28 protein-coding genes are annotated in these 25,059 nt (G+C 61.5%); 7 read left to right on the top strand and 21 right to left on the bottom strand.

All coding sequences use genetic code 11. From position 1 onward, the window contains the following. Position 1: 1 nt before the first annotated feature. The 15 genes from BUC24_RS03240 to BUC24_RS03175 all read right to left on the bottom strand — a co-directional run bounded on the left by BUC24_RS03240 (position 2) and on the right by BUC24_RS03175 (position 11,357). Complete coding sequence (locus BUC24_RS03240) at positions 2 to 259, bottom strand: hypothetical protein (protein ID WP_073212672.1); 258 nt, start codon at positions 257 to 259, stop codon at positions 2 to 4. Positions 260 to 267: 8 nt separating this feature from the next. After that, positions 268 to 597, bottom strand: a complete 330-nt coding sequence (locus BUC24_RS03235; RefSeq protein WP_073212670.1) for an ArsR/SmtB family transcription factor — start codon at positions 595 to 597, stop codon at positions 268 to 270. 122 nt (positions 598 to 719) lie between these two features. Further along, on the bottom strand, positions 720 to 1,328 hold the full coding sequence (locus BUC24_RS03230; RefSeq protein ID WP_073212667.1) for an SRPBCC family protein: 609 nt from the start codon (positions 1,326 to 1,328) through the stop codon (positions 720 to 722). A 66-nt stretch (positions 1,329 to 1,394) separates the two neighbouring features. Further along, the gene (locus BUC24_RS03225; RefSeq protein ID WP_073212665.1) at positions 1,395 to 1,787 is read right to left on the bottom strand and encodes a hypothetical protein; all 393 of its coding nucleotides are present in this window, start codon (positions 1,785 to 1,787) and stop codon (positions 1,395 to 1,397) included. A 55-nt stretch (positions 1,788 to 1,842) separates the two neighbouring features. Next, entirely contained in the window at positions 1,843 to 2,355 is a 513-nt protein-coding gene (locus tag BUC24_RS03220; RefSeq protein WP_073212663.1) for an RcnB family protein, read from the bottom strand. 257 nt (positions 2,356 to 2,612) lie between these two features. After that, entirely contained in the window at positions 2,613 to 2,975 is a 363-nt protein-coding gene (locus tag BUC24_RS03215) for an RcnB family protein (RefSeq protein ID WP_073212662.1), read from the bottom strand. A gap of 120 nt (positions 2,976 to 3,095) precedes the next feature. After that, the gene (locus tag BUC24_RS03210) at positions 3,096 to 3,737 is read right to left on the bottom strand and encodes a DUF4166 domain-containing protein (protein ID WP_073212660.1); all 642 of its coding nucleotides are present in this window, start codon (positions 3,735 to 3,737) and stop codon (positions 3,096 to 3,098) included. Continuing rightward, complete coding sequence (locus BUC24_RS27190) at positions 3,734 to 4,183, bottom strand: cell division protein (RefSeq protein WP_229448003.1); 450 nt, start codon at positions 4,181 to 4,183, stop codon at positions 3,734 to 3,736. Before BUC24_RS27190 ends, BUC24_RS03210 begins: the two co-directional genes overlap by 4 nt. A gap of 4 nt (positions 4,184 to 4,187) precedes the next feature. After that, positions 4,188 to 4,610, bottom strand: a complete 423-nt coding sequence (locus BUC24_RS27185; protein WP_229448001.1) for a thiol-disulfide oxidoreductase DCC family protein — start codon at positions 4,608 to 4,610, stop codon at positions 4,188 to 4,190. 9 nt (positions 4,611 to 4,619) lie between these two features. Beyond that, positions 4,620 to 4,961, bottom strand: a complete 342-nt coding sequence (ftsB, locus tag BUC24_RS03200; RefSeq protein ID WP_073212658.1) for a cell division protein FtsB — start codon at positions 4,959 to 4,961, stop codon at positions 4,620 to 4,622. A 44-nt stretch (positions 4,962 to 5,005) separates the two neighbouring features. Next, positions 5,006 to 6,289, bottom strand: coding sequence for a phosphopyruvate hydratase (gene eno, locus BUC24_RS03195; RefSeq protein WP_073212656.1), 1,284 nt, complete (start codon positions 6,287 to 6,289; stop codon positions 5,006 to 5,008). Between the two features lie 100 nt (positions 6,290 to 6,389). Beyond that, positions 6,390 to 7,247, bottom strand: a complete 858-nt coding sequence (gene kdsA / locus BUC24_RS03190; RefSeq protein WP_073212654.1) for a 3-deoxy-8-phosphooctulonate synthase — start codon at positions 7,245 to 7,247, stop codon at positions 6,390 to 6,392. Further along, complete coding sequence (locus BUC24_RS03185) at positions 7,244 to 8,938, bottom strand: CTP synthase (RefSeq protein ID WP_073212652.1); 1,695 nt, start codon at positions 8,936 to 8,938, stop codon at positions 7,244 to 7,246. The genes kdsA and BUC24_RS03185 overlap by 4 nt, the downstream gene beginning before the upstream one ends. Before the next feature lie 288 nt (positions 8,939 to 9,226). After that, the gene (locus tag BUC24_RS03180; RefSeq protein ID WP_083598680.1) at positions 9,227 to 9,604 is read right to left on the bottom strand and encodes a hypothetical protein; all 378 of its coding nucleotides are present in this window, start codon (positions 9,602 to 9,604) and stop codon (positions 9,227 to 9,229) included. 172 nt (positions 9,605 to 9,776) lie between these two features. After that, positions 9,777 to 11,357, bottom strand: coding sequence for an alpha/beta hydrolase family protein (locus BUC24_RS03175; protein ID WP_073212651.1), 1,581 nt, complete (start codon positions 11,355 to 11,357; stop codon positions 9,777 to 9,779). A 184-nt stretch (positions 11,358 to 11,541) separates the two neighbouring features. Between BUC24_RS03175 and BUC24_RS03170 the strand changes: the two genes are divergently transcribed. The 3 genes from BUC24_RS03170 (at position 11,542) to BUC24_RS03160 (ending at position 14,265) form a co-directional block, all read left to right on the top strand. Then, positions 11,542 to 11,943, top strand: a complete 402-nt coding sequence (locus BUC24_RS03170) for a PRC-barrel domain-containing protein (RefSeq protein WP_073212650.1) — start codon at positions 11,542 to 11,544, stop codon at positions 11,941 to 11,943. Positions 11,944 to 12,294: 351 nt separating this feature from the next. Continuing rightward, positions 12,295 to 13,566: an RICIN domain-containing protein gene (locus BUC24_RS03165; RefSeq protein WP_073212649.1), complete on the top strand. Its 1,272-nt coding sequence runs from the start codon at positions 12,295 to 12,297 to the stop codon at positions 13,564 to 13,566. Between the two features lie 93 nt (positions 13,567 to 13,659). After that, entirely contained in the window at positions 13,660 to 14,265 is a 606-nt protein-coding gene (locus BUC24_RS03160) for an RDD family protein (RefSeq protein ID WP_178372471.1), read from the top strand. Here the strand turns inward: BUC24_RS03160 and BUC24_RS03155 are convergent. Further along, a complete protein-coding gene (locus BUC24_RS03155) occupies positions 14,218 to 17,382 on the bottom strand; it encodes an error-prone DNA polymerase (RefSeq protein ID WP_073212647.1) in 3,165 nt (1,054 codons plus the stop codon). The two genes, BUC24_RS03160 and BUC24_RS03155, sit on opposite strands and share 48 nt — an antisense overlap. Positions 17,383 to 17,466: 84 nt before the next feature. On the opposite strand from BUC24_RS03155, the gene BUC24_RS03150 reads away from it, so the two are divergent. Together BUC24_RS03150 and BUC24_RS03145 are read left to right on the top strand one after the other, a co-directional pair. Next, the gene (locus BUC24_RS03150; protein ID WP_073212645.1) at positions 17,467 to 18,240 is read left to right on the top strand and encodes a PhzF family phenazine biosynthesis protein; all 774 of its coding nucleotides are present in this window, start codon (positions 17,467 to 17,469) and stop codon (positions 18,238 to 18,240) included. Between the two features lie 26 nt (positions 18,241 to 18,266). Continuing rightward, complete coding sequence (locus BUC24_RS03145) at positions 18,267 to 18,773, top strand: hypothetical protein (protein ID WP_143167370.1); 507 nt, start codon at positions 18,267 to 18,269, stop codon at positions 18,771 to 18,773. A 132-nt stretch (positions 18,774 to 18,905) separates the two neighbouring features. On the opposite strand, the gene BUC24_RS03140 is transcribed toward BUC24_RS03145, so the two are convergent. From BUC24_RS03140 to BUC24_RS03125, 4 genes are all read right to left on the bottom strand, one after another. After that, positions 18,906 to 20,222, bottom strand: a complete 1,317-nt coding sequence (locus BUC24_RS03140; RefSeq protein ID WP_073212640.1) for an ATP-binding protein — start codon at positions 20,220 to 20,222, stop codon at positions 18,906 to 18,908. Then, on the bottom strand, positions 20,219 to 20,881 hold the full coding sequence (locus tag BUC24_RS03135) for a response regulator (protein ID WP_073212639.1): 663 nt from the start codon (positions 20,879 to 20,881) through the stop codon (positions 20,219 to 20,221). Before BUC24_RS03135 ends, BUC24_RS03140 begins: the two co-directional genes overlap by 4 nt. A gap of 39 nt (positions 20,882 to 20,920) precedes the next feature. Beyond that, the gene (locus BUC24_RS03130) at positions 20,921 to 22,456 is read right to left on the bottom strand and encodes a DegQ family serine endoprotease (RefSeq protein ID WP_073212637.1); all 1,536 of its coding nucleotides are present in this window, start codon (positions 22,454 to 22,456) and stop codon (positions 20,921 to 20,923) included. Positions 22,457 to 22,703: 247 nt separating this feature from the next. Next, positions 22,704 to 23,162, bottom strand: coding sequence for an Hsp20 family protein (locus BUC24_RS03125; RefSeq protein ID WP_073212636.1), 459 nt, complete (start codon positions 23,160 to 23,162; stop codon positions 22,704 to 22,706). Positions 23,163 to 23,360: 198 nt separating this feature from the next. On the opposite strand from BUC24_RS03125, the gene BUC24_RS03120 reads away from it, so the two are divergent. Together BUC24_RS03120 and BUC24_RS03115 are read left to right on the top strand one after the other, a co-directional pair. Beyond that, on the top strand, positions 23,361 to 23,711 hold the full coding sequence (locus tag BUC24_RS03120; protein ID WP_073212635.1) for a hypothetical protein: 351 nt from the start codon (positions 23,361 to 23,363) through the stop codon (positions 23,709 to 23,711). A gap of 62 nt (positions 23,712 to 23,773) precedes the next feature. Continuing rightward, positions 23,774 to 24,064, top strand: coding sequence for a hypothetical protein (locus BUC24_RS03115; protein ID WP_073212634.1), 291 nt, complete (start codon positions 23,774 to 23,776; stop codon positions 24,062 to 24,064). 121 nt (positions 24,065 to 24,185) lie between these two features. On the opposite strand, the gene BUC24_RS03110 is transcribed toward BUC24_RS03115, so the two are convergent. Then, positions 24,186 to 24,941, bottom strand: a complete 756-nt coding sequence (locus tag BUC24_RS03110; protein WP_073214714.1) for an alpha/beta hydrolase family protein — start codon at positions 24,939 to 24,941, stop codon at positions 24,186 to 24,188. Positions 24,942 to 25,059 lie beyond the last annotated feature (118 nt).

Here is a 25,059-nt window from a genome sequence, read left to right as displayed (position 1 = left end):
CTTACTCCACTTCGCGCAATACTTTTTCCAGCCCGGCGATACGAGTACGCAGTTCGCCCAGCGTGGCATTGACCGCGCCCAGCGCGATGGCGGTTTCAGCCTGGCTTTGGGTAGCACGGGCTGCCAGTTCGCGATAACTTTCGTCGTTGTCCAGGCGCGCCTTGGCCTGGCGGTTAAGCGAGGTGTAGCGAATGGCAAACACGGCAATGATGGTGCCGAAAAACGCGGCAAGGGTGAACACGTAAATAGCTTCGGACATGGCGACCTCTAGGTTTCAGTTTTGGTAGTCAGGGAGGGGACTGCGGCAGCAATGGCGGCAGGCGTGAGTTCCAGTGCAAAGGCGCTCACCTCAAAATAATTGAGCGCCTTGCCGTCCGCGGACAGCTCGAGCCGGCTGGTGACCAGCCCTGCGCCCTCCAGCTTTTGCAAATGCAGATGGAGCAAGGGCCGGCTGATACCAATTTCCCGCGCCAGCTGGCTGACATAGTTGCGCCCGCCGGAAGCGAGCGCCGCAATGATGCGCAGCCGATGCGGATTGGCCAGGGCCGACAGCGCCGCCAGCAGTGCATCCCCGTTTTGGTTGATATGTTTATTCATCACGTGTAAACAATATCTTACATGTGAAAGCGAGTCAAGCCATCGCGCGAAAAAGATCGCGCCAAACCGCAATCAGCCCCGGCGATCGCGAGGGTGATTGTGGTGATTTTGGGAAAGTGGTGTCAGTGCTGAACGACGCGCTTGCGCACCGCGTCCAGGGTTTGCGGAATGCTGTCTTTGCTCAGGCTGTCGACAATCCAGCCCAGGCCGAAGGGAATCGGACCCGGGTCGGTGTACACGTTGTAGCGCACCACCGTTTTGTCCGGGGTGGCGCCCGGGGTCAACTGCCATTGACCGGTAGTATCGAGGATGGTCTCCTCTTGTTTCAAGCCGGGCCAGGGCACCAGCTTCCAGGCCAGCACGCAGGAAGCGGCACTGACTTTCGGCGTCATGCGCAGCCGGTATTTCTTGATCTTACCCATCGGCAGTTTCAACGTGATGTCGACCAGCGTCTGGCCGCCATCAGCGGGCGTGGCCTTGGCCGACGCCGTATTCGGCATGAAGCTCGGATACGCGCTGTAGTTCTGCAGCAGCGCGCACACGTCCTGGATGGGAGCATTGATGATGGTGCCAGCGGCAAAAGTTTTACCGGGGCTGCCCGCCTTGCTCAAGTCCACCATCGTCACGCTGCTGTCAGACAGCTTGGCGACATCGATCGCGTCGGCGCCATGGGCTGCGGCAGAGAACAAGACCGCGCTAAGCAGGGCGCCAAGGCGCAGGGTAGGATGCATGGCAACTCACTAGGTGGCTAGGAAATGGGGCATTTTTACCGGTTTGCCAGGCCCGGTCAAGCCACCTCAATCGCGGCAATAGCCCTCGCCCGCTTCGATCGTCACGCAGTTCTTTTTATCAGCCAGCCATTTCATGCCGGTTGCCGCGCCGTCGCTGGGACGAATGGTATGTGGCTTGCCGTCGCGTTCGAAGGTAATGGTGTCGCCCGTGCCGCTGCCCTGGAAGGTGCGCGGACCGTCGAGATTTTTGATCGTGACGGCATATTTGCCATCGGCACCGGCGATTTGCAGATAGGTGCCTTCCGGTCCGTTCCACTGGCCCAGCAATTTGACAGCGCCCTGCACCGCCTGCGGCGTGACCGCAACCGGTGTTTCGACCTTGGCGGCCTTGGGCGAACACGCTGCCAGCGCAGCGGCGCCAACGACGAACGAGAGCAGGAGAACTTTGAGCTTTTGCATCGATGATTCCAATATGAAAAAACCTCCGGGTCGCCCCGGAGGCATACAAACAGGATTAATTATTCAGCAGAACCTGGGCGATGATGCCGGTTGCAATCGCCACCAGCGCGTAGTTGCCATCGACCTGCACCCATTGGTAGCCACGCTGCGGCGCATACAGGCGGTTGTGGCGATGCCAGTCGTTGACCACATAGTACTGGTTGTGCGACAGGCGCTCGCCGCGGCGCATCTGGGCGCGGTAGCTGTTACCGTAGCCGTTGCCATAGCCGCGATGTTCGTAGCGGTTGTCGTAACGGTTGTCATAACGGTTGTCGCGGCGATTGTCGTAGCGGTTGTCGTCGCGGTCGCCATCATGGCGGCGATCGTCGCGCCGCGCCTGGCCATTAAAGTCGCCAAAGCGCGAGTCGCGGCCATCGAGGCCGGTACGGGTGTCGCGATCCTGGCGCTGGGCGTTATCCGTGCGTTCTACCCGACCGCTGCGCTCGTAACGGTCATACGACTGGGCCGATGCGGCGCCCGATACCAGGCATGCTGCGGACACTGCGAATACGAGGGCTTGCTTGATCATGGTGTACTCCTGTCTAAAAAGTGGACCCTGGCTGATGCTGCACTTCCGGGGTCATGGACCGAGGATCTTTTCCTCAACCCACGAGATCATTAAACCGCATAAAGGTCTTCACAAACAGTCGATTCGGGTAAGAAGTGTTACGGGAGGTATCCGGGAATTTGCTCAACTACATCGCCCTCGCGGAGGCGGGGGCCTATACCACTGTACCGAATTCGGTGACATGGAATGGCCCCCCGCCTGCGCGAGGGCGATGTGGGTTAGTCGCCGAATTCGATGCGGGTAATGATGCCGGTGTTGACCGACACCAGCGCATAGTCATTCCCGGTGCGCACCCAGTTATGGCCGTACTGCGGCCGTGGCAAGTCGGCACGGCGCCAATTGTTCACGCGCAGATTGCGCCCCCAGTACGCAGCAGGCAAACGCTCGCCACGATACAAGTCATGATTGGGCCCGGCGCCACGCACACGGCGGTGCATGCCATGATCGCGCCGCTGCTCGTAGCGGCCGTCACGGTAGCCTCGGTCGTCGTGCGCACCATGGCTGTACGACTGGGCCATCGCGGTACCTGACGAAAGGCAGGCGGCGGCAAGAACGGCAAACATCAGGGTCTTGGTTTTCATGGCGAACTCCTGTCATCAAGTGGAACTGTGGTCACAGGCAGCAAGGTGTGCCCGTGACTTCATTACACTGCAGAAGTCCTGTTACAACCACTGGCGCTCGGTAAAAAGTGTTACGAAATCTCAGGCTGCATCTTGCACCGAAGCGCTCGCCACTTCGTGGAATACGCCTGTTTGCGTGAACGATTTTCCAAACAGGGGATGCACGATCTCGATGCGGATGTCGAACTGGCTAGCGTGATTATTGCGGTGGCACAGATAGGTTTTACCGGGCGTGAACCAGATTGGCAAGGGAATGCGCACGCCGAACACTTCCCAGAAATAGCCATCACTCTCGAAATACAAATCACCGCCGCGCACTGACAGCAGCAGCTTCATGCCCAGGCCCATGCCGACATATTCGAGTACTTCGCCGCGGCTGCTCTCGCGCATGAAGGAGGTGAACATGACAGGTTTACGCCCATGCAGACGATAGATGCGCTGCTTGTAGATGGCTGGATCGTCAGGCTTGGAATAGACCTCGATATCGACCGGGAAGTCGGCGTCGTTGTAGGGCATCAGCGCCCCCTTGATCATGGGCCGCGTCACGTAGCCAAGCAGCTGACCGAAGCGCGAGCAGCTCAGTTCATCGAGCATGCCCGTGTACATCAGCGGCTTGCCGGGGGATGGATTTTTGGCGAAGCGGTGCTGAATGTCGAGATGCAGCTTGCTCCACTCAGGCCCGAGGATCTTGCGAAACAACTCGCCTTCCGAGACGTGCATCATGCGCTTGCCTTTCGACGGTCAACGATGAACAGGTAAATCAGTGGCGGCAGCATTGTGACGACCGCAAAGGTATCGATCCACACGTGAGCCCAGCATTGGGCCTGCAGCGAAATGAGCATGTCTTGCGGGGCCCACAGCACCATACCAGCGATCAGCGCGCCCCATGCAAAGGCATTGCGCTGGCGGTCACCCATCCAGGCCAGGCCGGCCATCCAGACTGCCGCAGCCTGCACGGTGGGGCCGAACAAGGAGATCCACCACACCTGCTGGGCGCGCGCCTGGGCTGGAATGGCCGGCCCCCAGAACGCGGTTTCAATTGCCTGGTGATAGCCGTCGAACAGCGCCATGCCGGCAATCAGCGGCAGTAGCATGCCGACCGCAAGATGCGCGGAAATGGCAGCGTACACGTACCAGACGGTCCACTTGCGCATCACTTCATGGTTCATATGCTCAGTCTTTAAGGTAGGGATTTCGATGCGCGCAGACCCCGTCCTGACACACAGGCGTGATCTTGTAGCCCAATAGTGTGGACATGCGGTAGCGGTTGCGCGCGAACATGCGGTACAAGTACGCCAGCGGCGGGCGCAGGAAAGGCACCCGCAATGGCGCCACCAGATAGCCGCGCCCGACCAGCGTATAGGCGGCCAGCATGCTGTCGATGCCGGCATACACGGTGCCGTCGGCGGCCTGGCTGTACATTTCCAGATTCAGTTCAACCATGCTGGCGCCCAGGTGCGCGGGATCGAATCCCGGTTGGGCGATATCGGTAAAAGCGAGTTGGTGTTTTTTGTCCCAGCGGCCCAGGCGGGCCATCTCGGTTGAGCAGAATGCGCATCTGCCATCGTAATACAGGGTCAGTGCGGCTGTGCTCATGACGAACGCTCAGGGGGTGGTGACAGGTTTTGGCGGAGGCGGTGGCGGCAAGGGCGTTGCCGACTCCTTTTTTTGGTCGTTGCTGCCCAGGATCTGGACGAACACTTCGTTCTGCTTGATCATGCCCAGTTCCAGGCGCGCACGCTCTTCCACGGCGCCGGTGCCATCTTTCAGGTCGCGCACTTCGGATTCGAGCTTGGCGTTGCGCGCCTTGAGTTCTTCGGTATGAACGTGGGCGGCAGCCACCTTGTCTTCCAGTTCGGACACGCGCAGCCAGCCGCCCTTCCCTACCCACAGGGGAATCTGGATGAGCAGCAGCAGGGCCGCAAGGACAAGCGTGATCAGGCGCATGGCAGTGTTAAACCGGCCAGCAGTGCTGGCCGGTGTCGCTTCAATTACTTCAGGTTGTAGAACGCGCTACGGCCAGGATAGCTGGCGATGTCGCCCAGGTCTTCTTCGATACGCAGCAGCTGATTGTACTTGGCCATGCGGTCCGAACGCGACAGCGAGCCGGTCTTGATCTGCAGGGCGTTGGTACCAACAGCGATGTCGGCGATGGTCGAGTCTTCGGTTTCACCCGAGCGGTGCGAGATGACAGCGGTGTAGCCGGCGCGCTTGGCCATTTCAATGGCGGCGAAGGTCTCGGTCAGGGTGCCGATCTGGTTGATCTTGATCAGGATCGAATTGGCGATGCCTTTCGAGATGCCCTCTTTCAGGATCTTGGTGTTGGTGACGTACAGATCGTCGCCCACCAGCTGGACCTTTTTGCCCAGACGGTCGGTCAGGATCTTCCAGCCATCCCAGTCGCCTTCGTGCATCGCGTCTTCGATCGAAATGATCGGGTACTTGTCGCACCAGGTTTCGAGCATGTTGGTGAATTCGGTCGAAGTCAGCTGCATGCCTTCGCCTTCCAGGTGGTACTTGCCGTCCTTGTAGAACTCGGACGCGGCGCAGTCCAGACCCAGCGCGATCTGCGTGCCTGGCTCGTAGCCTGCCTGCTCGATCGCTTGCATGATCAGCTTGATGGCTTCTTCGTGATTGGCGACGCTAGGCGCGAAACCGCCTTCATCGCCCACCGATGTGGCCAGGCCTTTGTCGTGCAGGATTTTCTTCAGGGTGTGGAACACCTCGGCGCCGTAGCGGATCGCTTCCTTGAAGCTTGGTGCGCCCACTGGAATGATCATGAATTCCTGGATGTCCAGGTTGTTGTCGGCGTGCGCGCCGCCGTTGATGACGTTCATCATCGGCACTGGCATCTGCATCGCGCCCGAACCACCGAAGTAGCGGTACAGCGGCAGGCCGGCTTCTTCAGCGGCAGCTTTGGCCACGGCCATCGACACGGCCAGCATGGCGTTGGCGCCCAGACGGCTCTTGTTTTCGGTGCCATCGAGGTCGATCAGGGTGCGGTCCAGGAACGCCTGTTCATTCGCGTCCAGGCCCATGATCGCTTCGGAGATCTCGGTATTGATATTTTCGCAGGCTTGCAGTACGCCCTTGCCGAAGTAACGGCTCTTGTCGCCGTCACGCAGTTCGATCGCTTCGCGCGAACCGGTCGATGCGCCCGATGGCACGGCAGCGCGGCCCATCACGCCGGACTCCAGCAACACGTCGCATTCGACGGTTGGATTGCCGCGCGAATCTAGAATCTCGCGGCCGATAATATCAACGATAGCACTCATTTTTATTCTCCAAAAGGTAAGCAAAACGGTGGGCGGATCCGGGAGGATCCGCCTGCATCTGTCAGGGCAATCGGCGGTGGACCGGCGAACAAGCTGCCGTTTATCGCGTAAAGCTCGATTCGAGGAATCCGGCTTTTTTGACGATGCGGTCGATGTCGACCAGCGTGGTGAGGAGCTCTTTCATGCGTCCCAGGGGGACTGCATTCGGACCGTCCGACAGCGCCTGCGCGGGATTGGGGTGCGTTTCCATGAACAGACCGGCGATACCGGCTGCCACAGCTGCGCGCGAGAGCACAGGGATGTGTTCGCGCTGGCCACCGGATGAGGTGCCCTGTCCGCCCGGCAGTTGTACCGAATGGGTCGCGTCGAACACGACCGGGCAGTTCGATTCGCGCATGATCGCCAGTGAGCGCATGTCCGAAACGAGGTTGTTGTAGCCGAAGGAGACACCGCGTTCGCACGCCATGAAGTTGTCTTCGTTCAGGCCTGCTTCTTTTGCTGCCAGGCGGGCCTTGTCGATCACGTTCTTCATGTCGCCGGGCGCGAGGAACTGGCCCTTCTTGATGTTGACTGGTTTGCCGGACTGCGCGCAGGCGACGATAAAGTCGGTCTGGCGGCACAGGAAGGCCGGGGTTTGCAGCACGTCGACCACCGACGACACGGCGGCGATTTCTTCGATCGTGTGGATGTCGGTCAGCACAGGCACGCCGATTTCCTTGCGCACGTCGGCCAGAATCTCCAGGCCCTTGTCCATGCCAGGGCCGCGGAACGAGGTGCCCGAGGAACGGTTGGCTTTATCGAAGGACGACTTGTAGATGAAGGGAATACCCAGCGCCGAAGTGATTTCTTTCAGCGTACCGGCGGTATCCATCGCCATCTGGCGCGATTCGATTACACAGGTGCCGGCGATCAGAAAGATCGGCTGGTCCAGGCCTACGTCAAAACCGCAAAGCTTCATGCTGCGTCTCCTTGCAATGCAGGCGCGCCATTATTGGCAGCTGCCGAGTGAGCGTTGGCCGCCTTGTGCGCCAGCGCGGCCTTGATGAACGACGTGAACAGCGGGTGACCGGTGCGCGGCGTCGACTTGAATTCAGGGTGGTACTGCACGCCCATGTACCACGGGTGCGCGTTCTCGCCTTCGCGTGGCAGCTCCATGATTTCGCACAGATCTTCGGTCGGGGTGCGGGCCGAGACAATCAGGCCAGCCGCTTCGACACGGCCCAGGTAATGGTTGTTCGCTTCGTAGCGGTGACGGTGACGCTCGGTCACGACCGAACCGTAGATCTCGGCGGCCAGCGTGCCAGGATTGACGGCGCAGGTTTGCGCGCCCAGGCGCATGGTGCCGCCCAGGTCGGACGACTCGTCGCGCTTTTCGACCTTGCCGTCATGGTTTTGCCACTCGTTGATGAGGGCCACGACCGGCTGGTCGGTATCGGTATCGAACTCGGTCGAGTTGGCGTTGGCCATGCCTGCCTTGTGGCGAGCGTATTCAATCAGCGCGACCTGCATGCCCAGGCAGATGCCCAGGTAAGGGATCTTGTTTTCACGGGCGTAGCGGGCGGCCATGATCTTGCCTTCCACGCCGCGCTTGCCGAAGCCGCCCGGCACCAGAATGGCATCGTACTTGGCCAGGTGATCGCAGCCCTTGGTCTCGATGTCTTCCGAGTCCAGGTATTCGATGTTGACCCGGCTTTCGGTGTGGATGCCAGCGTGGCGCAGCGCTTCCGTCAGGGACTTGTACGACTCGGTCAGGTCGACATACTTGCCAACCATGCCGATGGTGACGGCTTCTTTCGGGTGTTCCAGCGCGTGAATCAGCTTGGTCCACATCGACAGGTCGGCTGGCGGCGCTTCCATGCCAAGGGCGTCGAGGATGATCGCGTCCAGGCCCTGGTCGTGCAGCATCTGCGGCACTTTATAGATGGTGTCGGCGTCCCACACCGAGATGACAGCCTGCTCTTCGACGTTCGAGAACAGCGAGATTTTGGCGCGTTCGTCGTCAGGAATCGGGCGGTCGGCGCGGCACAGCAGCGCGTTTGGCGAAATGCCGATCTCGCGCAGCTTTTGTACGCTGTGCTGGGTCGGTTTGGTTTTCAGTTCGCCGGCCGAGGCAATGTATGGCACCAGGGTCAGGTGCACGAAGGCCGCCGACTTGCGTCCGGCGCGCAGCGACAGCTGGCGGGCCGCTTCCAGGAACGGCAGCGATTCGATGTCGCCCACGGTGCCGCCAATTTCCACCAGCGCCACGTCCACACCTTCGGCGCCGCGGTAGATGTAATCCTGGATTTCGTTGGTGATGTGCGGAATGACCTGCACGGTCTTGCCCAGGTACTCGCCACGGCGTTCCTTGCGGATCACCGACTCGTAGATCTGGCCGGTGGTGAAGTTGTTCACCTTTTTCATGCGGGTGCTGATGAAGCGCTCGTAGTGGCCGAGGTCGAGATCGGTCTCGGCGCCATCATCGGTAACGAAAACTTCACCGTGCTGCATGGGGCTCATGGTGCCCGGATCGACGTTGATGTACGGATCGAGCTTGAGCATGGTGACTTTGAGGCCGCGCGATTCGAGGATCGCAGCGAGAGAGGCGGCGGCAATCCCTTTACCCAGGGAAGACACGACGCCGCCAGTGACGAAGACAAATTTGGTCATTGCAGATGGTGCCGAACGGCACATGCGGGAAATTGAAATTATACCTTAAACAGGCAAAAACTTCCGCAAAACAAGGCAAAAAGGTTGCAAAAGCCCGCTGGAAGCGGGAAAACCTAACCGTGCGCCATATATGCGATTTGGCGCCCAATACCCACGATATGCCGAGCTATCAGCCGCGCTGCTGCAGCAGCACGACCGCGGATCCGTGGTGCCCGTGGTGGCACTTCAGGCCGCCAATACAGGGCGCAGTACGCGGTCCGCTCGCGCCCCGCCGTGATAGCAAGAAAATCAGCCAGCTCCCAAATCGATATAGCTAATCTCGCAGGCGCCATACCGGATTGGCAAAGTCGGATCGATATTGATGTCGACCTTTCGCCCTTTGGACAAGGCCAGATAGGCAGCAGCGACCAAATGCATGTTATTGGCGTTGATAAAGACTCGATCAGTGCTCACACATGGCGAGCCAGCAGGCCAGACCAGCGGGGTAGTGAAATACAATTCGAGCGTGTTGTCGAACGTGGTGCCGGTGTAGTCGCCTACAGCGCGAACCTTGGACAAGGCCAACCCGTAGAAGTTGACTTCGGCCGCGTTCGCGCAGACGAGGTTGGTCATCAGCGCAGCACCGAAAACACATTTTAAAACAGTCGAGCGAGGCATGAAGCGCATCAGTAATTCCTGCTGAGTTGGGGGGTACGGAAGAATGTGAATATTGTAAATCAGATAATTACTTCTCGTCAATTTCAGTTTCACGCGTCAAAGCAGAAAAACTGCTGAATTCCGGCCAGTATGCCGCCTTCAACTGTCATCAGCGACAGGCGGCATCCGCGGTCGGTGCCTGTTAGCGCTGACTGAAACCACGCTCGCGCAGCCAGCTTTCCATTTTGTCCCAATAGCCCGGGGCGGACGTCGACAGGGTCGGCAGCTCGCTGTTGTTGCCGGTCGTCGTATCCAGGAATGCATGGCCCGTATTGAGCAGGCGCACCACAGTAAAGTCCTGATTGCCCGAGCTCTGGCGCGCTGCCGCCAGCTTTGCGGCGGTCTGGGCGCTGGGCACGTTGTGGTCGAGCTCACCCAAGAACCACAGCACTGGCACGGTCAGCTGGGCCAGCGTCGGGGCCGGATCATACGACGCGTTAAGCACGCTCCAGCCGCGCCCCCAGCCCTCTTCGCTCATGTGTACTGCCCAAGCCGCGTTGGCCCAGGGACGCGCTTTAAGTGGCGCAGCCAGCGCGTTGAACTGGGGCCACGGCAAGCCCGCGTTGTCGAACAAGCGGCCAGCGCCCTCCTGCGCTTCCTGTGCGTCCGCCTCGCCAAAGCCGGCCTCGCGCACGCTCCAGCCGATTTCGTGCACCATCGTATCGCGCACCGTGTTGGCTGAACCGGCGCGCACGATCACGTAAGCCACATCGTTCGACTTGACCGCCATCAGCGGCCCGGTCCATCCGCCCTGGCTGGACCCATGCACGCCGATGCGTTTGGGGTCGATGTCGGCGCGGGCCTTGAGCATGGCCACGCCGGCCAGCCAGTCGTCGGCAATGGTCGCCATGCTGGCCTTGCCCCAGTCGCCGCTCGACTCACCCGCACCGCGCTTGTCGAGCGACAGCACCGCCATACCCTGGCGCACAAAAAAGCTGTTCCACACACCGACGTTACGCGTAGTGGGGCCGGAGCCGTGCGCAAACACAATGGCCGGATGCGGCCCCGGTGTGAGCGGCAGCAGCAGCGTGCCCTTGAGCGTCACGTCGCCATTGACGACCGTGACCTCCTCCGCCCGGTGCGGGGCAATCTTCTTGGCGAGCAGGGTCTGCTTGCCTTCGGTCCAGCGCAGCGCCGTCACTGCGCCATGCTTGTCCTTGATAAATTCCGCCTGAATGGCAAAAGGGTAAGGCATGCCAATCGATGGGCCCGAGACAAAACGGGTGGCCGACAAACCGTTCAGCGGGCCGGTGCGCCGTGTTTTGCTGTCGAGGAAGGCCAACTGACCGCCGAGCTCGTCCATCGGACCCATGTCGATCACGCGGCCCGGTGCGATCTGATAACTGCCCGCCAGCTGGCGGATCAGCGGCGCACCTGCCGGCTGCAATTGCACCAGCTTGAACTGGCCCTTGCGCGCGCCCTGGCGCACGGTGCCCGCGATACCGGTGGCACTGCGAATGCCGTCGAACGTATACAGATCCGGTCCGCCTTGCAGTGCGAAATGGGCATGCCGCGCCGTGAACTTGAAGTCTTTCAGCGGCATGCCTCGCGCGCCTTTGGCAGGCACATCCATGCTCGCTGGTGCGTCCGCTGGCTGGTGCAACCCAATAACGGTCGCTTGTCCGTCCAGGGTGAACTGCCCTACCCAGCTTGCTTCCTGCGCGCCTGCCATGGCGCTGCAGCCCAGCGCACACAGGAAGGCGACTGTCGTTGCGTATTTCATGCTCTCTATCCTCTTTTCTTTACCAGACAACACTTTAGTAAATACGGGAAGCCCAGCCTTGCCCTATGCGATGAATTGCACAATGCTGGGAATGAAATGCATTCAGGGATTGCTTGCGTGAAGCAGCGAACAGACCTGTACGGCACATACGTTCATGCTGTCACTTTTACCAAGGGAGGTCAAAATGTCCTACGAAGAACGCGATGCCTATGGCATGTATGTCGACAATGGCCACAAAGGCCCCGGCCCGGAACTGATGGGCGCTGATACCCTCATTGGGGACCATGTCCACAATATGCAGAATGAACACCTGGGCGAAATCAAGGAAATCATGCTTGACATGCGCACCGGCAAAATCGCCTACGCAGTCATGTCCAGCGGTGGCGTCCTCAGCATTGGCGAGAAGCTGTTTGCCGTGCCCTGGGATGCACTCAAGCTCGATACCGTGAACAAGCAATTCCGCCTTGATATCGACAAGGAAAAGATCGAGAACGCCCCAGGCTTCGATACCGATCACTGGCCCGACATGGCCAATCCACAGTGGAAGAACCAGATCCACAGCTACTACGGCACCCCTGCCATCTAAGCACCTGCTGCACGCGGTCCGGCCCCAGCGCCGGACCGCAGGCTCATTTGTCATTTGTGGCAAGATTGCCACAAATGCACGTCATCTTTTCCCAAATTGGAAGCGCTTCCCGTAGGATCCCTGTGGGGCAGCTGCATCGCGGCTTGCCTGCGTTTGCATATTCAATTCGACAAGACAGCCATCTGGCCAGTTTTGCCTCTATCCAAAGCTAACAGGAGAAGACACGATGAAGCACTACCTGAACACCCTTTGCGCCGCCGCGCTGGTCTTGCCCGCGATTGCCCACAGCGCCGAAGTGGGCCCTATTTTGCCTCCTGGGCGTACTGGGGCGGCTCCACCCCCAGCACCTTGATGCAGGCCCGCGCAGAAGGTGGCCTGAACGCGGCCACCATCGCCTTCGGCATCTCCGGGGGCGGCTGCACCCTGTCCGGCGGCATGGAAAACATCATGAGCGGCAATGGCAAGACTGACGTGCAGCAATTTGTTGCCGCTGGCGGCCGCGTGATCCTGTCGTTCGGCGGCGCCTCGGGCAGCTATCTGGAAAGCCGCTGCAGCGAAACCGACATGTTCAATCTGATCCGCAACATCATGGACACGCACAAGGTGTATTCGCTCGACTTCGATATTGAAGGCAGCCAGCTGGGCGTGGCTTCGCTCAATACCACGCGCAACAATGTCATCAAGCGCCTGCAGGCGGCCTACCCCAATCTGTACGTCTCGTTCACGCTGCCGGTCGATCCTGCCGGTTTGCCGGGTGGCGCGCTGACCTTGCTGCGCAGCGCCAACAGCGCCGGCGTCAAGGTGTCGGTGGTCAACATCATGGCCATGGATTACGGCGCCCAGAGCAGCAGCGGGCGCAACATGGGCGACCTGGCCATCAGCGCGGCCAACGCCACCTTCGGCCAGATCAAGGGGATTTTCACTGGCCGCACCGACGCCCAGTTGTGGGCCATGATCGGCATTACGCCGATGATTGGCGTGAACGACGTGACCAGCGAAGTGTTCCGCCAGGCCGATGCGCAGAAAGTGACCGACTTTGCGCGCCAGAAGAAACTGGGCTTGCTGTCGTTCTGGAACCTGCAGCGCGACCGGCCTGGTTCCGGCAGCCTGAATGACTTCAGCCTGGTCAACACGCGCCCTTACGAGTTCTATCAGATCATGAAAGTGGCCAAGGACACGACCGTGCCGCCAGTGGGCAGTGTTGCCAACGGGCGCTACACGATCGTCTCGGCGCACAGCGGCAAATGCGTGGACGTGGCGGCGGCCTCGACCGCCGACGGCGCCAACATCCAGCAGTACCAGTGCAACGGCACCGGCGCGCAAGCTTTCGATGTCACCAACATGGGCAACGATGTGTACCGCATCCTCAATGCCAATAGCGGCAAGGCGGTCGATGTGGCGTCGTCGGCAGGCAATGATGGCGCCAACATCCAGCAATGGACCAGCAATAACACGGGCGCGCAGCGCTTCGTCATCAAGGCAAGCGGCAATGGCTTCAGCCTGCGCAATCAGAGCAGCGGCAAGTGCATGGATGTGGCGGACTGGAGCACGGCTGATGGCGGCAACATTCACCAATGGACGTGCGCCGGCACCCAAAATCAAGTCTTCCGCTTTGTGAAGTAAGCAGCAACGGCAGCCGGCGCATGGCCGGCTGCCGCCTTCCCCTCTGTTACACTGCCGCCTTGATTGAATCGTCAACCGGATCGCGAGCACACAGTGGGAAAATTCAGAGCGCATTACCAGAACCTGGACCTCGACACGCTGCTCGCATGCGATCCCAAAAAGCTGAGTGAAGAGGCGCGCGCCGATCTGCTCGACGAACTGCAGGCAAGGGGCGTGGAACCGGCGACGGTGGCTGCCACGCAGGCGGCGGCATTGGCGCAGCAAGCCGTGCTTGTACAAAGCGACGCTTTGCTTGCCTCGCGCGGCGCCAGACTGGCCGCTGTGCTGATCGATACCATTGGCGTGATGATTGTATTGGTGACACTCTTCATGCCCCTCAAATTGATCGGGATGCATGTCAGCGAAACCATGGGCGGGATCCTGTTCTACGCCTACCTACTGGGGCGCGATGCGATACCGGGCCAGAGCATCGGCAAGCGCCTGCTGTCGATCCGCACGGCAGACCGGCAAAGCGGGCAGCCGTGCAGCGCGGGCCAGTCGGTGGTGCGCAATATCGCCTTCATTCTGGGTCCCATCGACAGCCTGTTCATCTTTGGCGCCAAGCGCCGCCGCGTTGGCGACTGGATCGCCAAAACCGTGGTGCTCAAGGCGTCAGCAAAAATTGCGGCTGGTGGTATCGAGCCGTCCCAGCAAAGCTGACATGTCCACCAGGCGCTTGGCCACCAGGTGCCGCACTTCGCCCTGACGCTGCCACACGCCGTACACGCCCAGCAGCGCCGCGCCCAGCACCTCCTTCCGCTGCTGCTCGACCAGTGACGGCCACACGATCACATTCACATTGCCCGTTTCATCTTCGAGCGTCATGAACAGCACGCCCTTGGCCGTGCCGGGCCGCTGGCGCACGGTGACGATGCCGCAGGCGCGCGCCAGCTGCCCATCCTTGAAGTCGTTCAGGGTAGCTGCAGGCAAAAAGCGGTTGGCCAGCAGGCGCTGGCGCAGCAGCGCCAGCGGATGGCGCCCCAGCGTCAAGCCCTGCGCGCGATAGTCGCCGACAATGTCCTCGCCTTCGCTGGGCGCAGCCAGATCGGGCACTTCTTCCTGCGGCGCGGTGGGGCGCAGCAAGTCCTTGTCGGGCACTGCGCCCACGGCCTGCCACAAGGCCTGGCGCCGGTGCCCCGCCAGCGACTGCAGGGCATTGGCTGCGGCCAGCACCTGCAGGTCATGCCGGTCCAGCTGCGCGCGGCGCGCCAGGTCGGTCACGCTGTCGAAGGGACGAATGGCGCGTGCATCTTCGATCCGCGCCGCCACTTCCTGACGCATGCCGCGCTGCAGCGACAATCCCAGCCGCACGGCTGGCTGCGCGCGGCCCGACGGTTCGAGCGCCGAGTCCCAGCCGCTGACGGCGATATCGACTGCCCGCACTTCGATGCCGTGGCGCTGCGCATCCTGCACCAGGGCGGACGGACTATAAAAGCCCATGGGCTGGCTGTTGAGCAGCGCGCACAAAAACGCCGCCGGCTCGTGGCACTTGAGCCAGGAGCTGGCATACGCCAGCAGTGCAAAACTGGCCGCATGCGACTCGGGAAAACCGTATTCGCCAAAGCCCTGGATCTGGCTGAAGATCGATTCGGCAAACGCCAGCTCATAGCCCCGCTCCAGCATGCCGCTGACGATGCGGCCATAGTATTTTTCCAGCCCGCCCTTGCGCTTCCAGGCTGCCATGGCACGGCGCAGCTGGTCCGCTTCACCAGGGGTAAAGCCGGCGGCCACCATCGCCACCTGCATCACCTGCTCCTGGAAGATCGGAATGCCCAGCGTGCGTTCGAGCGCGCTCTTGAGCTCTTCTTTCGGATACACGGGCTGCTCCAGGCCCTGGCGCCGGCGCAGATAAGGATGCACCATGCCGCCCTGAATGGGGCCGGGGCGCACCACCGCTACCTCGATTACCAGATCGTAGAAGGTCCGCGGCAGCATGCGTGGCAACATGCTCATTTGCGCGCGCGATTCGATCTGGAACACGCCGATCGTATCGGCCTTGCAGATCATGTCGTAGGTGGCCGGATCTTCTGCCGGAATATCCTGCATCGAAAACACCGTGCCGCGCTGCTGGCTCACCAGTTCGAGCGTGCGGCGCAGCGCCGACAGCATGCCCAGCGCCAGCACGTCCACCTTGAGCAGGCCCAGTTCTTCCAGATCGTCCTTGTCCCACTGGATCACGCTGCGGTCGGCCATGGTGGCGTTCTCGATTGGCACCAGGCGTGACAGCTTGCCCTGCGCGATCACAAAGCCGCCCGGATGCTGCGACAGATGGCGCGGAAATCCCAGCAGGCGCTGCGCCAGCGTGGCCCACTGCTGCGCCAGCGCCGATTCAGGATCGAGACCGCATTCGGCCAGCCGGTTGACCAGATCTTCCTTGCTGTCGAACCAGTGGTGGGTCTTGGCCACCTTTTCCACAATCGCCAGGTCGATCCCCAGCGCCTTGCCGGAGTCGCGCAGCGCGCTCTTGGGGCGGTAGCTGATCACCACGGCCGCCAGCGCCGCACGATCACGCCCGTACTTGTTGTAGATATACTGGATGACCTCCTCGCGCCGCTGGTGCTCGAAGTCGACGTCGATATCAGGCGGTTCGTCGCGCTCCTTGGAGATGAAGCGCTCGAACAGCAGATTGCCGCGGCCGGGATCGACCTCGGTAATCGACAGGCAGTAGCAGACCGCCGAATTGGCGGCCGAGCCGCGCCCCTGACACAGAATACCGACCGAACGCGCATAGCGCACGATGTCGTACACCGTCAGAAAATACGGCTCGTAACGCAGCTCGGCGATCAGGGCCAGCTCGTGCTCGATCTGCCCCTGCACCTTAGCCGGAATACCCAGCGGGAAGCGGTGGTGGGCGCCGATGTAGGTTTCCTTGCGCAGGTAACCGGCCGCGGTTTCGCCGGGCGGCACCAGTTCGTCGGGATACTCGTAACGCAGTTCATTGAGCGAGAAAGTGCACAGGCGCGCGATGCGCACGCTTTCAGCCAGCACCGCCGGCGCGTAGATATTGGCCAGGCGCAGGCGCGCGCGCAAATGCTGCTCGGCGTTTTGCGACAGCGCGTAGCCGCACTCGCCCACCGCTTTGCCAATGCGCACCGCGCACAGCGTGTCGTGCAGCGGTTTGCGCGAACGCACGTGCATGCACACGTGGCCAAGCGCGGTAATCGGCAAGTCATGCTGCCACGCCACCTCTTCCACGCTGGCGCGGTGGGCGTCGTCAAAAGCGCGGTGCAGCAGGTTCAGACCGATCCAGGCGCGGCCCGGAAAGGTGGCGCCGATCCATGCGGCCTGGGCGTGCAGGCGGTCGACATCGGCCGCCTCAAAACCGGGATAGGCCGGCAGCAGGATCGCCAGGCAGTCGGGCAGCTGCCGCAGGTGCGCTTGCGCCGGGCCGGGCGCGGCCAGGTCGGACGGCATCAAGTGATAGCAGCCCTTCTCGCTGCGGGTGCGCGCCAGGGTGATCAGCTCGGACAGATTGCCGTAGCCATTGCGGTTTTGCGCCAGCAAAATCAGTGACAAGGCCGGACTGCCGTCGGCATTGGTCAGATGGAAGTGGGCGCCGATCACCAGCGGCAAGCCCGCCTTTTTGGCTTCGGCATGGGCGCGCACCACGCCAGCGAGCGAGCACTCGTCCGTGATGGCCAGCGCCGCATAACCCAGCTGCACCGCGCGCGCGACCAGCTCCTCGGCGTGCGAGGCGCCGTGCAGAAAAGAGAAATTCGTCAGGCAGAACAGCTCGGCATAGTCGGGCAGGCTCTGGGGCGGGAAAGCGGATGACATACGGAAACGCTACAATAAGGGGAGAAATAGTACTGTATAAAAACACAGTATATACCACCCTTTTCCCGATGCCAGAAAAATGCCATGCAAACCCATCTGATCCGCTGTTTTGGTGCACACCCCGGGAGTGGCAATGTGGCCATGGTGATCGAAGACGGACCCGCAACACCAGCCGAACGGCAAGTCTTTGCCGCTGCCCAAGCATGCAGCGCCTGCGTTTTTCTCGACGCCGGCGAGGTGATGGAGGCTGACTTTTACTATCCCCATACGCGCAGTCCGCTGTGCCTGCACGCCACGCTGGCGGCAGCGCATGTGTTGTTTGAACGGGGCGGCCCGACTGTCCTTACAACCGCCATGCGCGGCCAGTTGCTGCCCTTGATGCAAACGGCGCAAGGCATGTTTGTGAGCGTGCGCCGCCAGGCCGTGGCCCCGATCGGTGTTGACGCTGCTCTGGCCGTGCATTTGCTAGGCGCGCCAGCGCTGCAGCTGGCCGCCTCGCCCCTGCTATCGTCTGTCGGCAGCCCCAAGCTTCTGATTGCCGTGCGTGACCGGGCCGCGCTGCACGCGCTGCAGCCGCCGCTGGCACGCATTGTCGACTGGGGCAAGACGCATGGCGTGAACGGCTGCTATGTGTACTGCCAGACTGGCGAGCGCGAATACGAGGGGCGCAACTTCAACCATCTGGACCCGGCACTGGAAGACCATGCCACTGGAGTGGCTGCCGGTGCCCTGAGCGCCTGGCTGGGACACGGCCTCACGCTGTATCAGGGCGCAGCGCTGGGCAACCCTTGCCGCATCGATACCGTGTTCGACAGGGACACGGTACTGGTGGGCGGGGCCACGTATAATGTGCACTGAGCAATTCTATTATTTTAGGGAAACAAATGAAATTCGCGAAAGTAATGCTGCTGGTCACCATGTTGCTTACCAGCGTAGTAGGACGCGCGGCAGAAGCCGACCCGGCAGCGCACCTGAAAGCCGTGCAGGGCTTGATGGCCGCCATGCAGACGGAGAAACTGATGCGCTCGATTACGGGAACCAGTGGCTTCGCCAGCGAAGCGCTGCGCGCGAAAGCGTTTGCCAAACTGGCAACGGTCAAGCCGTCCGATATTCATGAACGCCTGGGCCGCCAGACGCAGCGTTTTATCAGTCAGAGCACGGCCGTGGAAATGACGGCGTACTACAACCTGGCCCATGGCCGTGCAGTGCTATGGCAGACTTACAACAGCCGCCCGGGCTTTGCCAAGAATGACGCTCCGACGCCAACACCGAACGAGCGCAAGTTCATGAGCCGGCCGGAGTTCATCAAGGCCAAGAAGGAACTGGATGCGGCCGAGCCGGCGATTCGGCATGAAGGGTTTTTGCTGATGCAGGCGATTTACCAGGGTTAAGCGCCCCACCACATCGTCCTCGCGGAGGCGGCGGTCCGACGATTCGGGACCCATACCATGCATGCGGTAAGGTACTGCATGCGTGGTATGGGTCCCCGCCTCCGCGAGGACGATGTAGGTTTGCGGTGCGGGTTATGCAGGGAACTGGATTGTGACCCGCAGCCCACCCAGCCGTTCCGACTGATCAAGTGTCAGCGCCGCGCCATGGCGCTCGGCGATGGCTTTGATGATCGCCAGCCCCAGCCCGCTGCCACTGGCCTCGCTGCCAGCAATCCGGTAAAAGCGGTCAAACACGCGTTCGCGTTCGTCGGGCGCGATGCCTGGGCCGCTGTCTTCCACCACAAGCAATGCACCTTGCGTGCCCGCGCGTACCGTCACATCCACCGTGCCGCCCTGCGGCGTGTACTTGACCGCGTTGTCGACCAGATTACGCATCAATATCATCAGTGCGTCGCCCTGCCCTCGCACCGCTACTTCGTCGGCATCTTGCAGGCCCAGATCCACGCCCTTGGCCTGCGCCGCGCCGACCATGTCAGCCACGGCGCGCTTGGCCAGATCGGCCAGACTGACTTGCGCATCGCTGGCGCCGGTGCCGTCGCTCGCTTCCTGGCGCGCCAGCACCAGCAACTGCTCGACCAGGCGCGTGGCACGCTCGATGCCGGCAGTCAGGCGGCCCACGGCGATGCCGCGTGCCTCACTTGAATCGGCCCGCTCCAGGCTGAGCGCCTGCAGCTTGAGCGCGGCCAGCGGGGTGCGCAGCTCATGCGCGGCGTCGGCCACAAAATGCTGCTGCGCCTCAAACGCGGTCTTGACGCGGCCAAACAGGAGATTGAGTTCCTGCACCAGCGGCAGCACTTCGTCGGGCAAGCCCGCTTCCGATACCGGCGACAGATCGTCGGCCTGGCGCGCCGCCACTTGCTTGCGCACGCGCGCCACCGGCTGCAGCGAGCCGCTCACCACCCACCACACCACCAGCATTAAAATCGGCATCATCACGGCGATCGGCGCGGCCGTGCGCAAGGCCATGTCACCGGCCATGTTGCGGCGCACTGCCATGTCTTGCGCTACTTGCAGGGTCTGAGTCGGTGTCTGGATCGAAAAGACCCGGTATGTGGTGTTGTTTTCCTTGACGTTGGAAAAACCCAGCACCGCGTGCTGCGGCAGACGCGCATTCGAAATGGTGCGGAAGGTCTGCACCCCGTCCGGGGTCCAGACCTGCACCAGCAGCTCATTGTTTTCGGCCTGTTCGGCGTCGCGCGCGTCGGTGTTCGACAGCGGTGTGCCCGAGCGCAGCGCCAGCGCCATCTGCTGCATGTGATAGTCGAAAATCTGGTCGGCGTTGGCCAGTGCGGTGCGATAGGCAATCGAGGCCTGCACCACCGCCGCGATGCTGATGGCCGCCAGCAGGAACCACAGCAAACGCCCGCGCAGCGAGTGCGACACCATCATGGCTTGGGCACCATGTAGCCGACCCCGCGCACGTTCTGGATCAATTCGCTGCCCAGCTTCTTGCGCAGGCCGTGGATATAGACTTCAACGGCGTTACTGGAGACTTCATCGCGCCAGCTGTACAGCTTTTCTTCCAGCTGGGCGCGTGAGAGCACGGCGCCCGGGCGGGCGATCAGGGCTTCCAGCACGGCCCATTCCCGCGCCGACAACTGCACCACGGCGCCGTCCACCTGCACTTCGCGCGTGACCGGGTTGATGGCGATGTTCTTGTATTCGAAGATCGGTTCGGCGCGCCCGGCGGCGCGGCGCAGCAAGGCGCGCAGGCGCGCCAGCAGTTCATCCAGGTCGTAAGGTTTGAGAACGTAGTCGTCGGCACCGGCATCGAGGCCAGCCACGCGCTGGCCAATGGCGTCGCGCGCGGTGGCGATCAGCACCGGGGTGCGGTCCTTGCGGCTGCGCATGGCGCGCAGCACTTCCAGGCCGTCCAGCCGGGGCAGGCCCAGGTCGAGAATGACCAGGTCGTAGCTTTGCGACTGGCGCAGGGCCGTGTCGGCCATTTCGCCATCCTTGACCCAGTCGACGGCGTAGTGCTCGGCCCTGAGCAGGTCGAGCACCACTTCGCCAATCATCGTATCGTCTTCCACCAGCAGCAAACGCATGCTTACCTCTTAGTCCGGTTCAAGCTGGTGGGCTGGGCATCAGCCGATCCGCACCGGGATGAAGATTTTGTCAGAGCCGCGCTGAATCAGCAAGGCCACCGACTTGCTCGACTTGCCGACCACTTCCCGCACCTGCTCAACCGTATTGACGGGACGGCCATTGACCGACAATAGCACGTCGCCCGGCTGCACCCCGGCATTGGCCGCGGCGCCGCCTGCGTCTTCAATCACCAGGCCGGAGGCGATGCCGGAATGGCGCTTCTCGTTCGGGTCGAGCTGGCGCAGGGCCAGGCCCAGGCGCGAGCTATTGTCGGCGCCGGCCGTGTCGTCGCGGTCGGCGGCGGCGACCTTGTCATCGGCATTGGCCAGACGTGCATCGATGCGCACGATTTTGCCTTCGCGCCAGACGTCCAGCGTGACCTTGTCGCCCGGCTTGGCCAGACTGAGCATGGCTGGCAGGTCGCCCGACGCGATGATGGGCTGACCATCGAGCTTGCGAATCACGTCGCCCGACTTGAGGCCAGCCTTATCAGCGGCGCCGCCTTTTTCCACGTTCGACACCAGCGCACCTTCAGGCGACTCCAGCTTGAACGAATCGGCAAAGCCCTGGTTCACTTCCTGCACCGTCACACCCAGCTTGGCATGCTGCACCTTGCCGGTGGCGACAATCTGGTCCTTGATGCGGAAAGCGACGTCGATCGGAATGGCGAACGACAGGCCCATGTAACCACCGGTCTGGCTGTAGATCTGCGAGTTAATGCCGATCACTTCGCCCTTGGTGTTAAACAGCGGCCCGCCCGAGTTGCCGGGATTGACAGCCACGTCGGTCTGGATGAAAGGCACCTGGGTTTCGTCCGGCAGCGAACGCCCCTTGGCGCTGACCACGCCGGCCGTGACCGTGCTTTCAAGGCCAAACGGCGAGCCGATCGCGAGCACCCATTCGCCTACTTTCAAATCGCTGGAACGGCCCACCGGCACCACCGGCAGATTCTTGGCGTCGATCTTGAGCACCGCCACATCGGTCTTGTTGTCGGAGCCGAGAACACGGGCGCGGAATTCGCGCCGGTCATTCAGCTTGACGGTCACTTCTTTGGCGTCGCGCACCACGTGCGCGTTGGTCAGGATGACACCGTCCGGGCTGATGATGAACCCGGAACCGGCGCCAAAAACGGGCCTGTCGCGTTGCTGGCCGCGCGGATTCTGCGGGCCCTGGAAGCGACGGAAAAACTCGAAGAACGGATCATCCTCATCGAACTGCGGACCGCGCTGGGCGCTGGTCTTGGTGCTGCCCATGACGCGGATATTGACCACCGCCGGGCCATTGCGCGCAACGATGGTGGTGAAGTCGGGCAGCGTGACGCCGGCCGGCACAGGCGCGGGCGCCGCTGCCACCGGGGCGGCCGCTGCCTGAGGCGCGGCCGCTACTGCGGGAGCAGTCGCTGGTGCGGTCAGTGCGACCGCATTGTTATGGTTAACCGTTAATGCACCAACCGCCCCGCCGATCGCGCCTGCGGCGGCAAGGGCGAGCGTGAGTCGCTTAGCGGTGATGGCAGTGATGGCACCTTCGTTATGCATGACTTACTCCTGGATGGAATGGGTTGTTCAACGATTTGAATGATGCAGCAGCAGACTTAGGGACGGCTTAATAATCCGCCACCCACCATCGTCCTCGCGAAGGCGGGGACCCATAGCACGTAAGCACAAAGAAAACGTCTTTCTCTGGGCACGCGTGGCATGGGTCCCCGCCTCCGCGAGGACGATGTGGTGATGTGCAAAGGGCGCCCCAACAGCGGGCGCCCCGTTCTATCTCAGTACGCGAGCCTTATGCAGCCTGGCGTTGTTCCAGCGCCTGCACATTGCTCTCGCCACCGTCAATGACGATCTTGCGCGGCTTGAGTGCTTCCGGCACTTCGCGCACCAGTTCAATGGTCAGCATGCCGTTATCAAACGAGGCGGTGGTGACCTTCACATGGTTGGCGAGCTGGAAGCGCTGCTCGAAGTCGCGTGCCGCAATGCCGCGGTGCAGATAGGTGCGTTGCTGCTCGTCCTTCTGCTTGCGGCCGGTGACGTGCAGCACGTCACGCTCGGCCACGATCTCAACTTCCGAACGGTCGAAGCCGGCAAGTGCCATCACGATGCGGTACTTGTCTTCGGAGACCAGTTCGATGTTATACGGTGGATAGCTGGGCTGGGCGTCGGCGCGCTGGGATTCCAGCATGTTGGCCAGACGGTCGAAGCCGATAGCGGAACGATAGAGAGGAGTCAGGTCGAATGTACGCATGATAAGTATCCTTTTAAAAGTTAAGCGATAAGTTGACGGACCTCCGTGGAGCATCCGTTGGATCGAATCTAAGGTCGCTGGCGTACGTTTCAAGGCCTTGAAAAATACGATTTTTTGCCCAATGGACCAAAAAATATTTTGTTTTGGTGGTCCGCGCCGTGCCATGCGAGCGCGCGCCGATGGTGTTATGCTGCGCCCATGACTACCGATACCGACATTCAGCTGAGCGGCCCGTTCAAGGCCAGTGACAGCAGCGGCCGTTCCCACGATGTGAAGGCTGTACGCATCTTTGACGAGGGTTACGGGATCATTGATGTGTACGTGGACTTTGCCGCCCCCATCGAGCCCGGCTTGTTCAAAGACAAGACTCTCGTGAACGCCATCATCGACCGCCTGCGCGCGCTGGGTTACGTGGGTCCCAATTTCGGGCACAGCGATCCCGGCTTGCAAGACCGCAAGCTGATCGTACTGGAAGCACCTGAGGAATTTGCCGCGTTTGCCAAGCTCAAGGGCTGGAAAAATCTGGCCGAAGATTTCGACGAAGATTGAGGCGTTCGCGCTAAGTGAAATAGCGCACATACAGTCCCGGTTTGCAGAGGCAGGATGTGTGCATGAGCAAACTACTCCACACCCTCGTCATCAGCCCCGACCAGGTTCAGGGTCCGGCCCACGGCATGCCCATCGGGCGTCCGGATTCGCTCACTTCCCAGCACATCGAAGTTGGCATTGTCCTGCGCGACATGCTGGGAGAAGCCTGCGCGGCCGATTATCTGGCCCGGCATGAGGTAGCGCCCACCGTGGCGCGGCGCGTGCTGAGCGAGCCGGCCAGGCGGCGCGGGAATCACGCTGCCACACCCGACCTCGCCAGCGACGGCGAAGATGACTCGTCCACGCACCATTGAACATGTGACGCTCTGCTAACGCAGCGCAACAAACGCATCGCCCTCGCGAAGGCGGGGGGCTATTCCATGTCTCCGAATTCGGTAGCGTGGAATGGGCCCCCGCCTTCGCGAGGGCGACGGCTCAAACGTAACGATCACTCCACGCCGCAATCATGCTCGCCACCCACTCCGCATCCTCCTTGCGCGTGAGCAAGTGATCAGCATCATCCAGCGACACAAAGCTTTTCGGGTGCTTGGCCGCAGTAAAAATATGCAGCGCATTATTGATATCGACCGTCTGATCCTGCGGTGAATGCATCACCAGCAAAGCACGCCGCAGGTGGGCTGTCTTTTCACTGAGATTGTGCTCGGCCGCATCGGTCAAAAAATGCCGCTTAATGGTGAACGAGCGCCCTGCCAGCTGCACCTCAGCCTCCCCGTCCGAATGGATCGCTTCCAGATGGGTACGGAACAGCCCCACCACATGGTCTGGATCGCTGGGCGCACCGATCGTCACCACCGCTTTACACTCGGCAATTTCCGCGGCCGCTGCCAGCACGGCCGCGCCGCCCAGGCTGTGTCCTACCAGCAAAGCGGGCGCCTTGAAGTGGGTGCGCATGTAATTGGCGGCAGCGACCAGGTCTTCCAGATTCGATGAAAAATTGGTGTTGGCAAAGTCCCCTTCGCTGGCGCCAAGGCCGGTAAAGTCGAAACGAAGCACAGCAATGCCATACTCGCTGAGCGACTTGGCAATCCGGCTGGCGGCAAACACGTCCTTGCCGCAGGTGAAACAGTGGGCGAACAAGGCGTACGCCTTGATCTCGCCTTCCGGGGCGTCCAGGCGGGCAGCCAGAACCTGGCCGTCGCTGCCGGTAAATTCCTGTCGGGTGCTTTGCATACGCACATCCTCGGATCGGTTTTTGGTATCCATATCATGACACATTACCAATACCCCTGGCGCAATAAAAGTGCTTCCATGGCGCCACCGGGAATCTCCGGAACTAAGTCACTGGCTG

The sequence above is a fragment of the Massilia sp. CF038 genome (genome assembly GCF_900129765.1).
GTDB lineage: Bacteria > Pseudomonadota > Gammaproteobacteria > Burkholderiales > Burkholderiaceae_D > Telluria_A.
Note: the sequence above shows the minus strand (reverse complement) of the source record. Positions and strands in the feature narration are given on the sequence as shown.

Bases quoted from the DNA above. Each gene is read 5' to 3' on its own strand.
- BUC24_RS03240 (WP_073212672.1), bottom strand. From the start codon at position 259: ATGTCCGAAGCTATTTACGTGTTCACCCTTGCCGCGTTTTTCGGCACC.
- BUC24_RS03235 (WP_073212670.1), bottom strand. From the start codon at position 597: ATGAATAAACATATCAACCAAAACGGGGATGCACTGCTGGCGGCGCTG.
- BUC24_RS03230 (WP_073212667.1), bottom strand. From the start codon at position 1,328: ATGCATCCTACCCTGCGCCTTGGCGCCCTGCTTAGCGCGGTCTTGTTC.
- BUC24_RS03225 (WP_073212665.1), bottom strand. From the start codon at position 1,787: ATGCAAAAGCTCAAAGTTCTCCTGCTCTCGTTCGTCGTTGGCGCCGCT.
- BUC24_RS03220 (WP_073212663.1), bottom strand. From the start codon at position 2,355: ATGATCAAGCAAGCCCTCGTATTCGCAGTGTCCGCAGCATGCCTGGTA.
- BUC24_RS03215 (WP_073212662.1), bottom strand. From the start codon at position 2,975: ATGAAAACCAAGACCCTGATGTTTGCCGTTCTTGCCGCCGCCTGCCTT.
- BUC24_RS03210 (WP_073212660.1), bottom strand. From the start codon at position 3,737: ATGATGCACGTCTCGGAAGGCGAGTTGTTTCGCAAGATCCTCGGGCCT.
- BUC24_RS27190 (WP_229448003.1), bottom strand. From the start codon at position 4,183: ATGAACCATGAAGTGATGCGCAAGTGGACCGTCTGGTACGTGTACGCT.
- BUC24_RS27185 (WP_229448001.1), bottom strand. From the start codon at position 4,610: ATGAGCACAGCCGCACTGACCCTGTATTACGATGGCAGATGCGCATTC.
- ftsB (WP_073212658.1), bottom strand. From the start codon at position 4,961: ATGCGCCTGATCACGCTTGTCCTTGCGGCCCTGCTGCTGCTCATCCAG.
- eno (WP_073212656.1), bottom strand. From the start codon at position 6,289: ATGAGTGCTATCGTTGATATTATCGGCCGCGAGATTCTAGATTCGCGC.
- kdsA (WP_073212654.1), bottom strand. From the start codon at position 7,247: ATGAAGCTTTGCGGTTTTGACGTAGGCCTGGACCAGCCGATCTTTCTG.
- BUC24_RS03185 (WP_073212652.1), bottom strand. From the start codon at position 8,938: ATGACCAAATTTGTCTTCGTCACTGGCGGCGTCGTGTCTTCCCTGGGT.
- BUC24_RS03180 (WP_083598680.1), bottom strand. From the start codon at position 9,604: ATGCGCTTCATGCCTCGCTCGACTGTTTTAAAATGTGTTTTCGGTGCT.
- BUC24_RS03175 (WP_073212651.1), bottom strand. From the start codon at position 11,357: ATGAAATACGCAACGACAGTCGCCTTCCTGTGTGCGCTGGGCTGCAGC.
- BUC24_RS03170 (WP_073212650.1), top strand. From the start codon at position 11,542: ATGTCCTACGAAGAACGCGATGCCTATGGCATGTATGTCGACAATGGC.
- BUC24_RS03165 (WP_073212649.1), top strand. From the start codon at position 12,295: ATGCAGGCCCGCGCAGAAGGTGGCCTGAACGCGGCCACCATCGCCTTC.
- BUC24_RS03155 (WP_073212647.1), bottom strand. From the start codon at position 17,382: ATGTCATCCGCTTTCCCGCCCCAGAGCCTGCCCGACTATGCCGAGCTG.
- BUC24_RS03150 (WP_073212645.1), top strand. From the start codon at position 17,467: ATGCAAACCCATCTGATCCGCTGTTTTGGTGCACACCCCGGGAGTGGC.
- BUC24_RS03145 (WP_143167370.1), top strand. From the start codon at position 18,267: ATGAAATTCGCGAAAGTAATGCTGCTGGTCACCATGTTGCTTACCAGC.
- BUC24_RS03140 (WP_073212640.1), bottom strand. From the start codon at position 20,222: ATGATGGTGTCGCACTCGCTGCGCGGGCGTTTGCTGTGGTTCCTGCTG.
- BUC24_RS03135 (WP_073212639.1), bottom strand. From the start codon at position 20,881: ATGCGTTTGCTGCTGGTGGAAGACGATACGATGATTGGCGAAGTGGTG.
- BUC24_RS03130 (WP_073212637.1), bottom strand. From the start codon at position 22,456: ATGCATAACGAAGGTGCCATCACTGCCATCACCGCTAAGCGACTCACG.
- BUC24_RS03125 (WP_073212636.1), bottom strand. From the start codon at position 23,162: ATGCGTACATTCGACCTGACTCCTCTCTATCGTTCCGCTATCGGCTTC.
- BUC24_RS03120 (WP_073212635.1), top strand. From the start codon at position 23,361: ATGACTACCGATACCGACATTCAGCTGAGCGGCCCGTTCAAGGCCAGT.
- BUC24_RS03115 (WP_073212634.1), top strand. From the start codon at position 23,774: ATGAGCAAACTACTCCACACCCTCGTCATCAGCCCCGACCAGGTTCAG.
- BUC24_RS03110 (WP_073214714.1), bottom strand. From the start codon at position 24,941: ATGCAAAGCACCCGACAGGAATTTACCGGCAGCGACGGCCAGGTTCTG.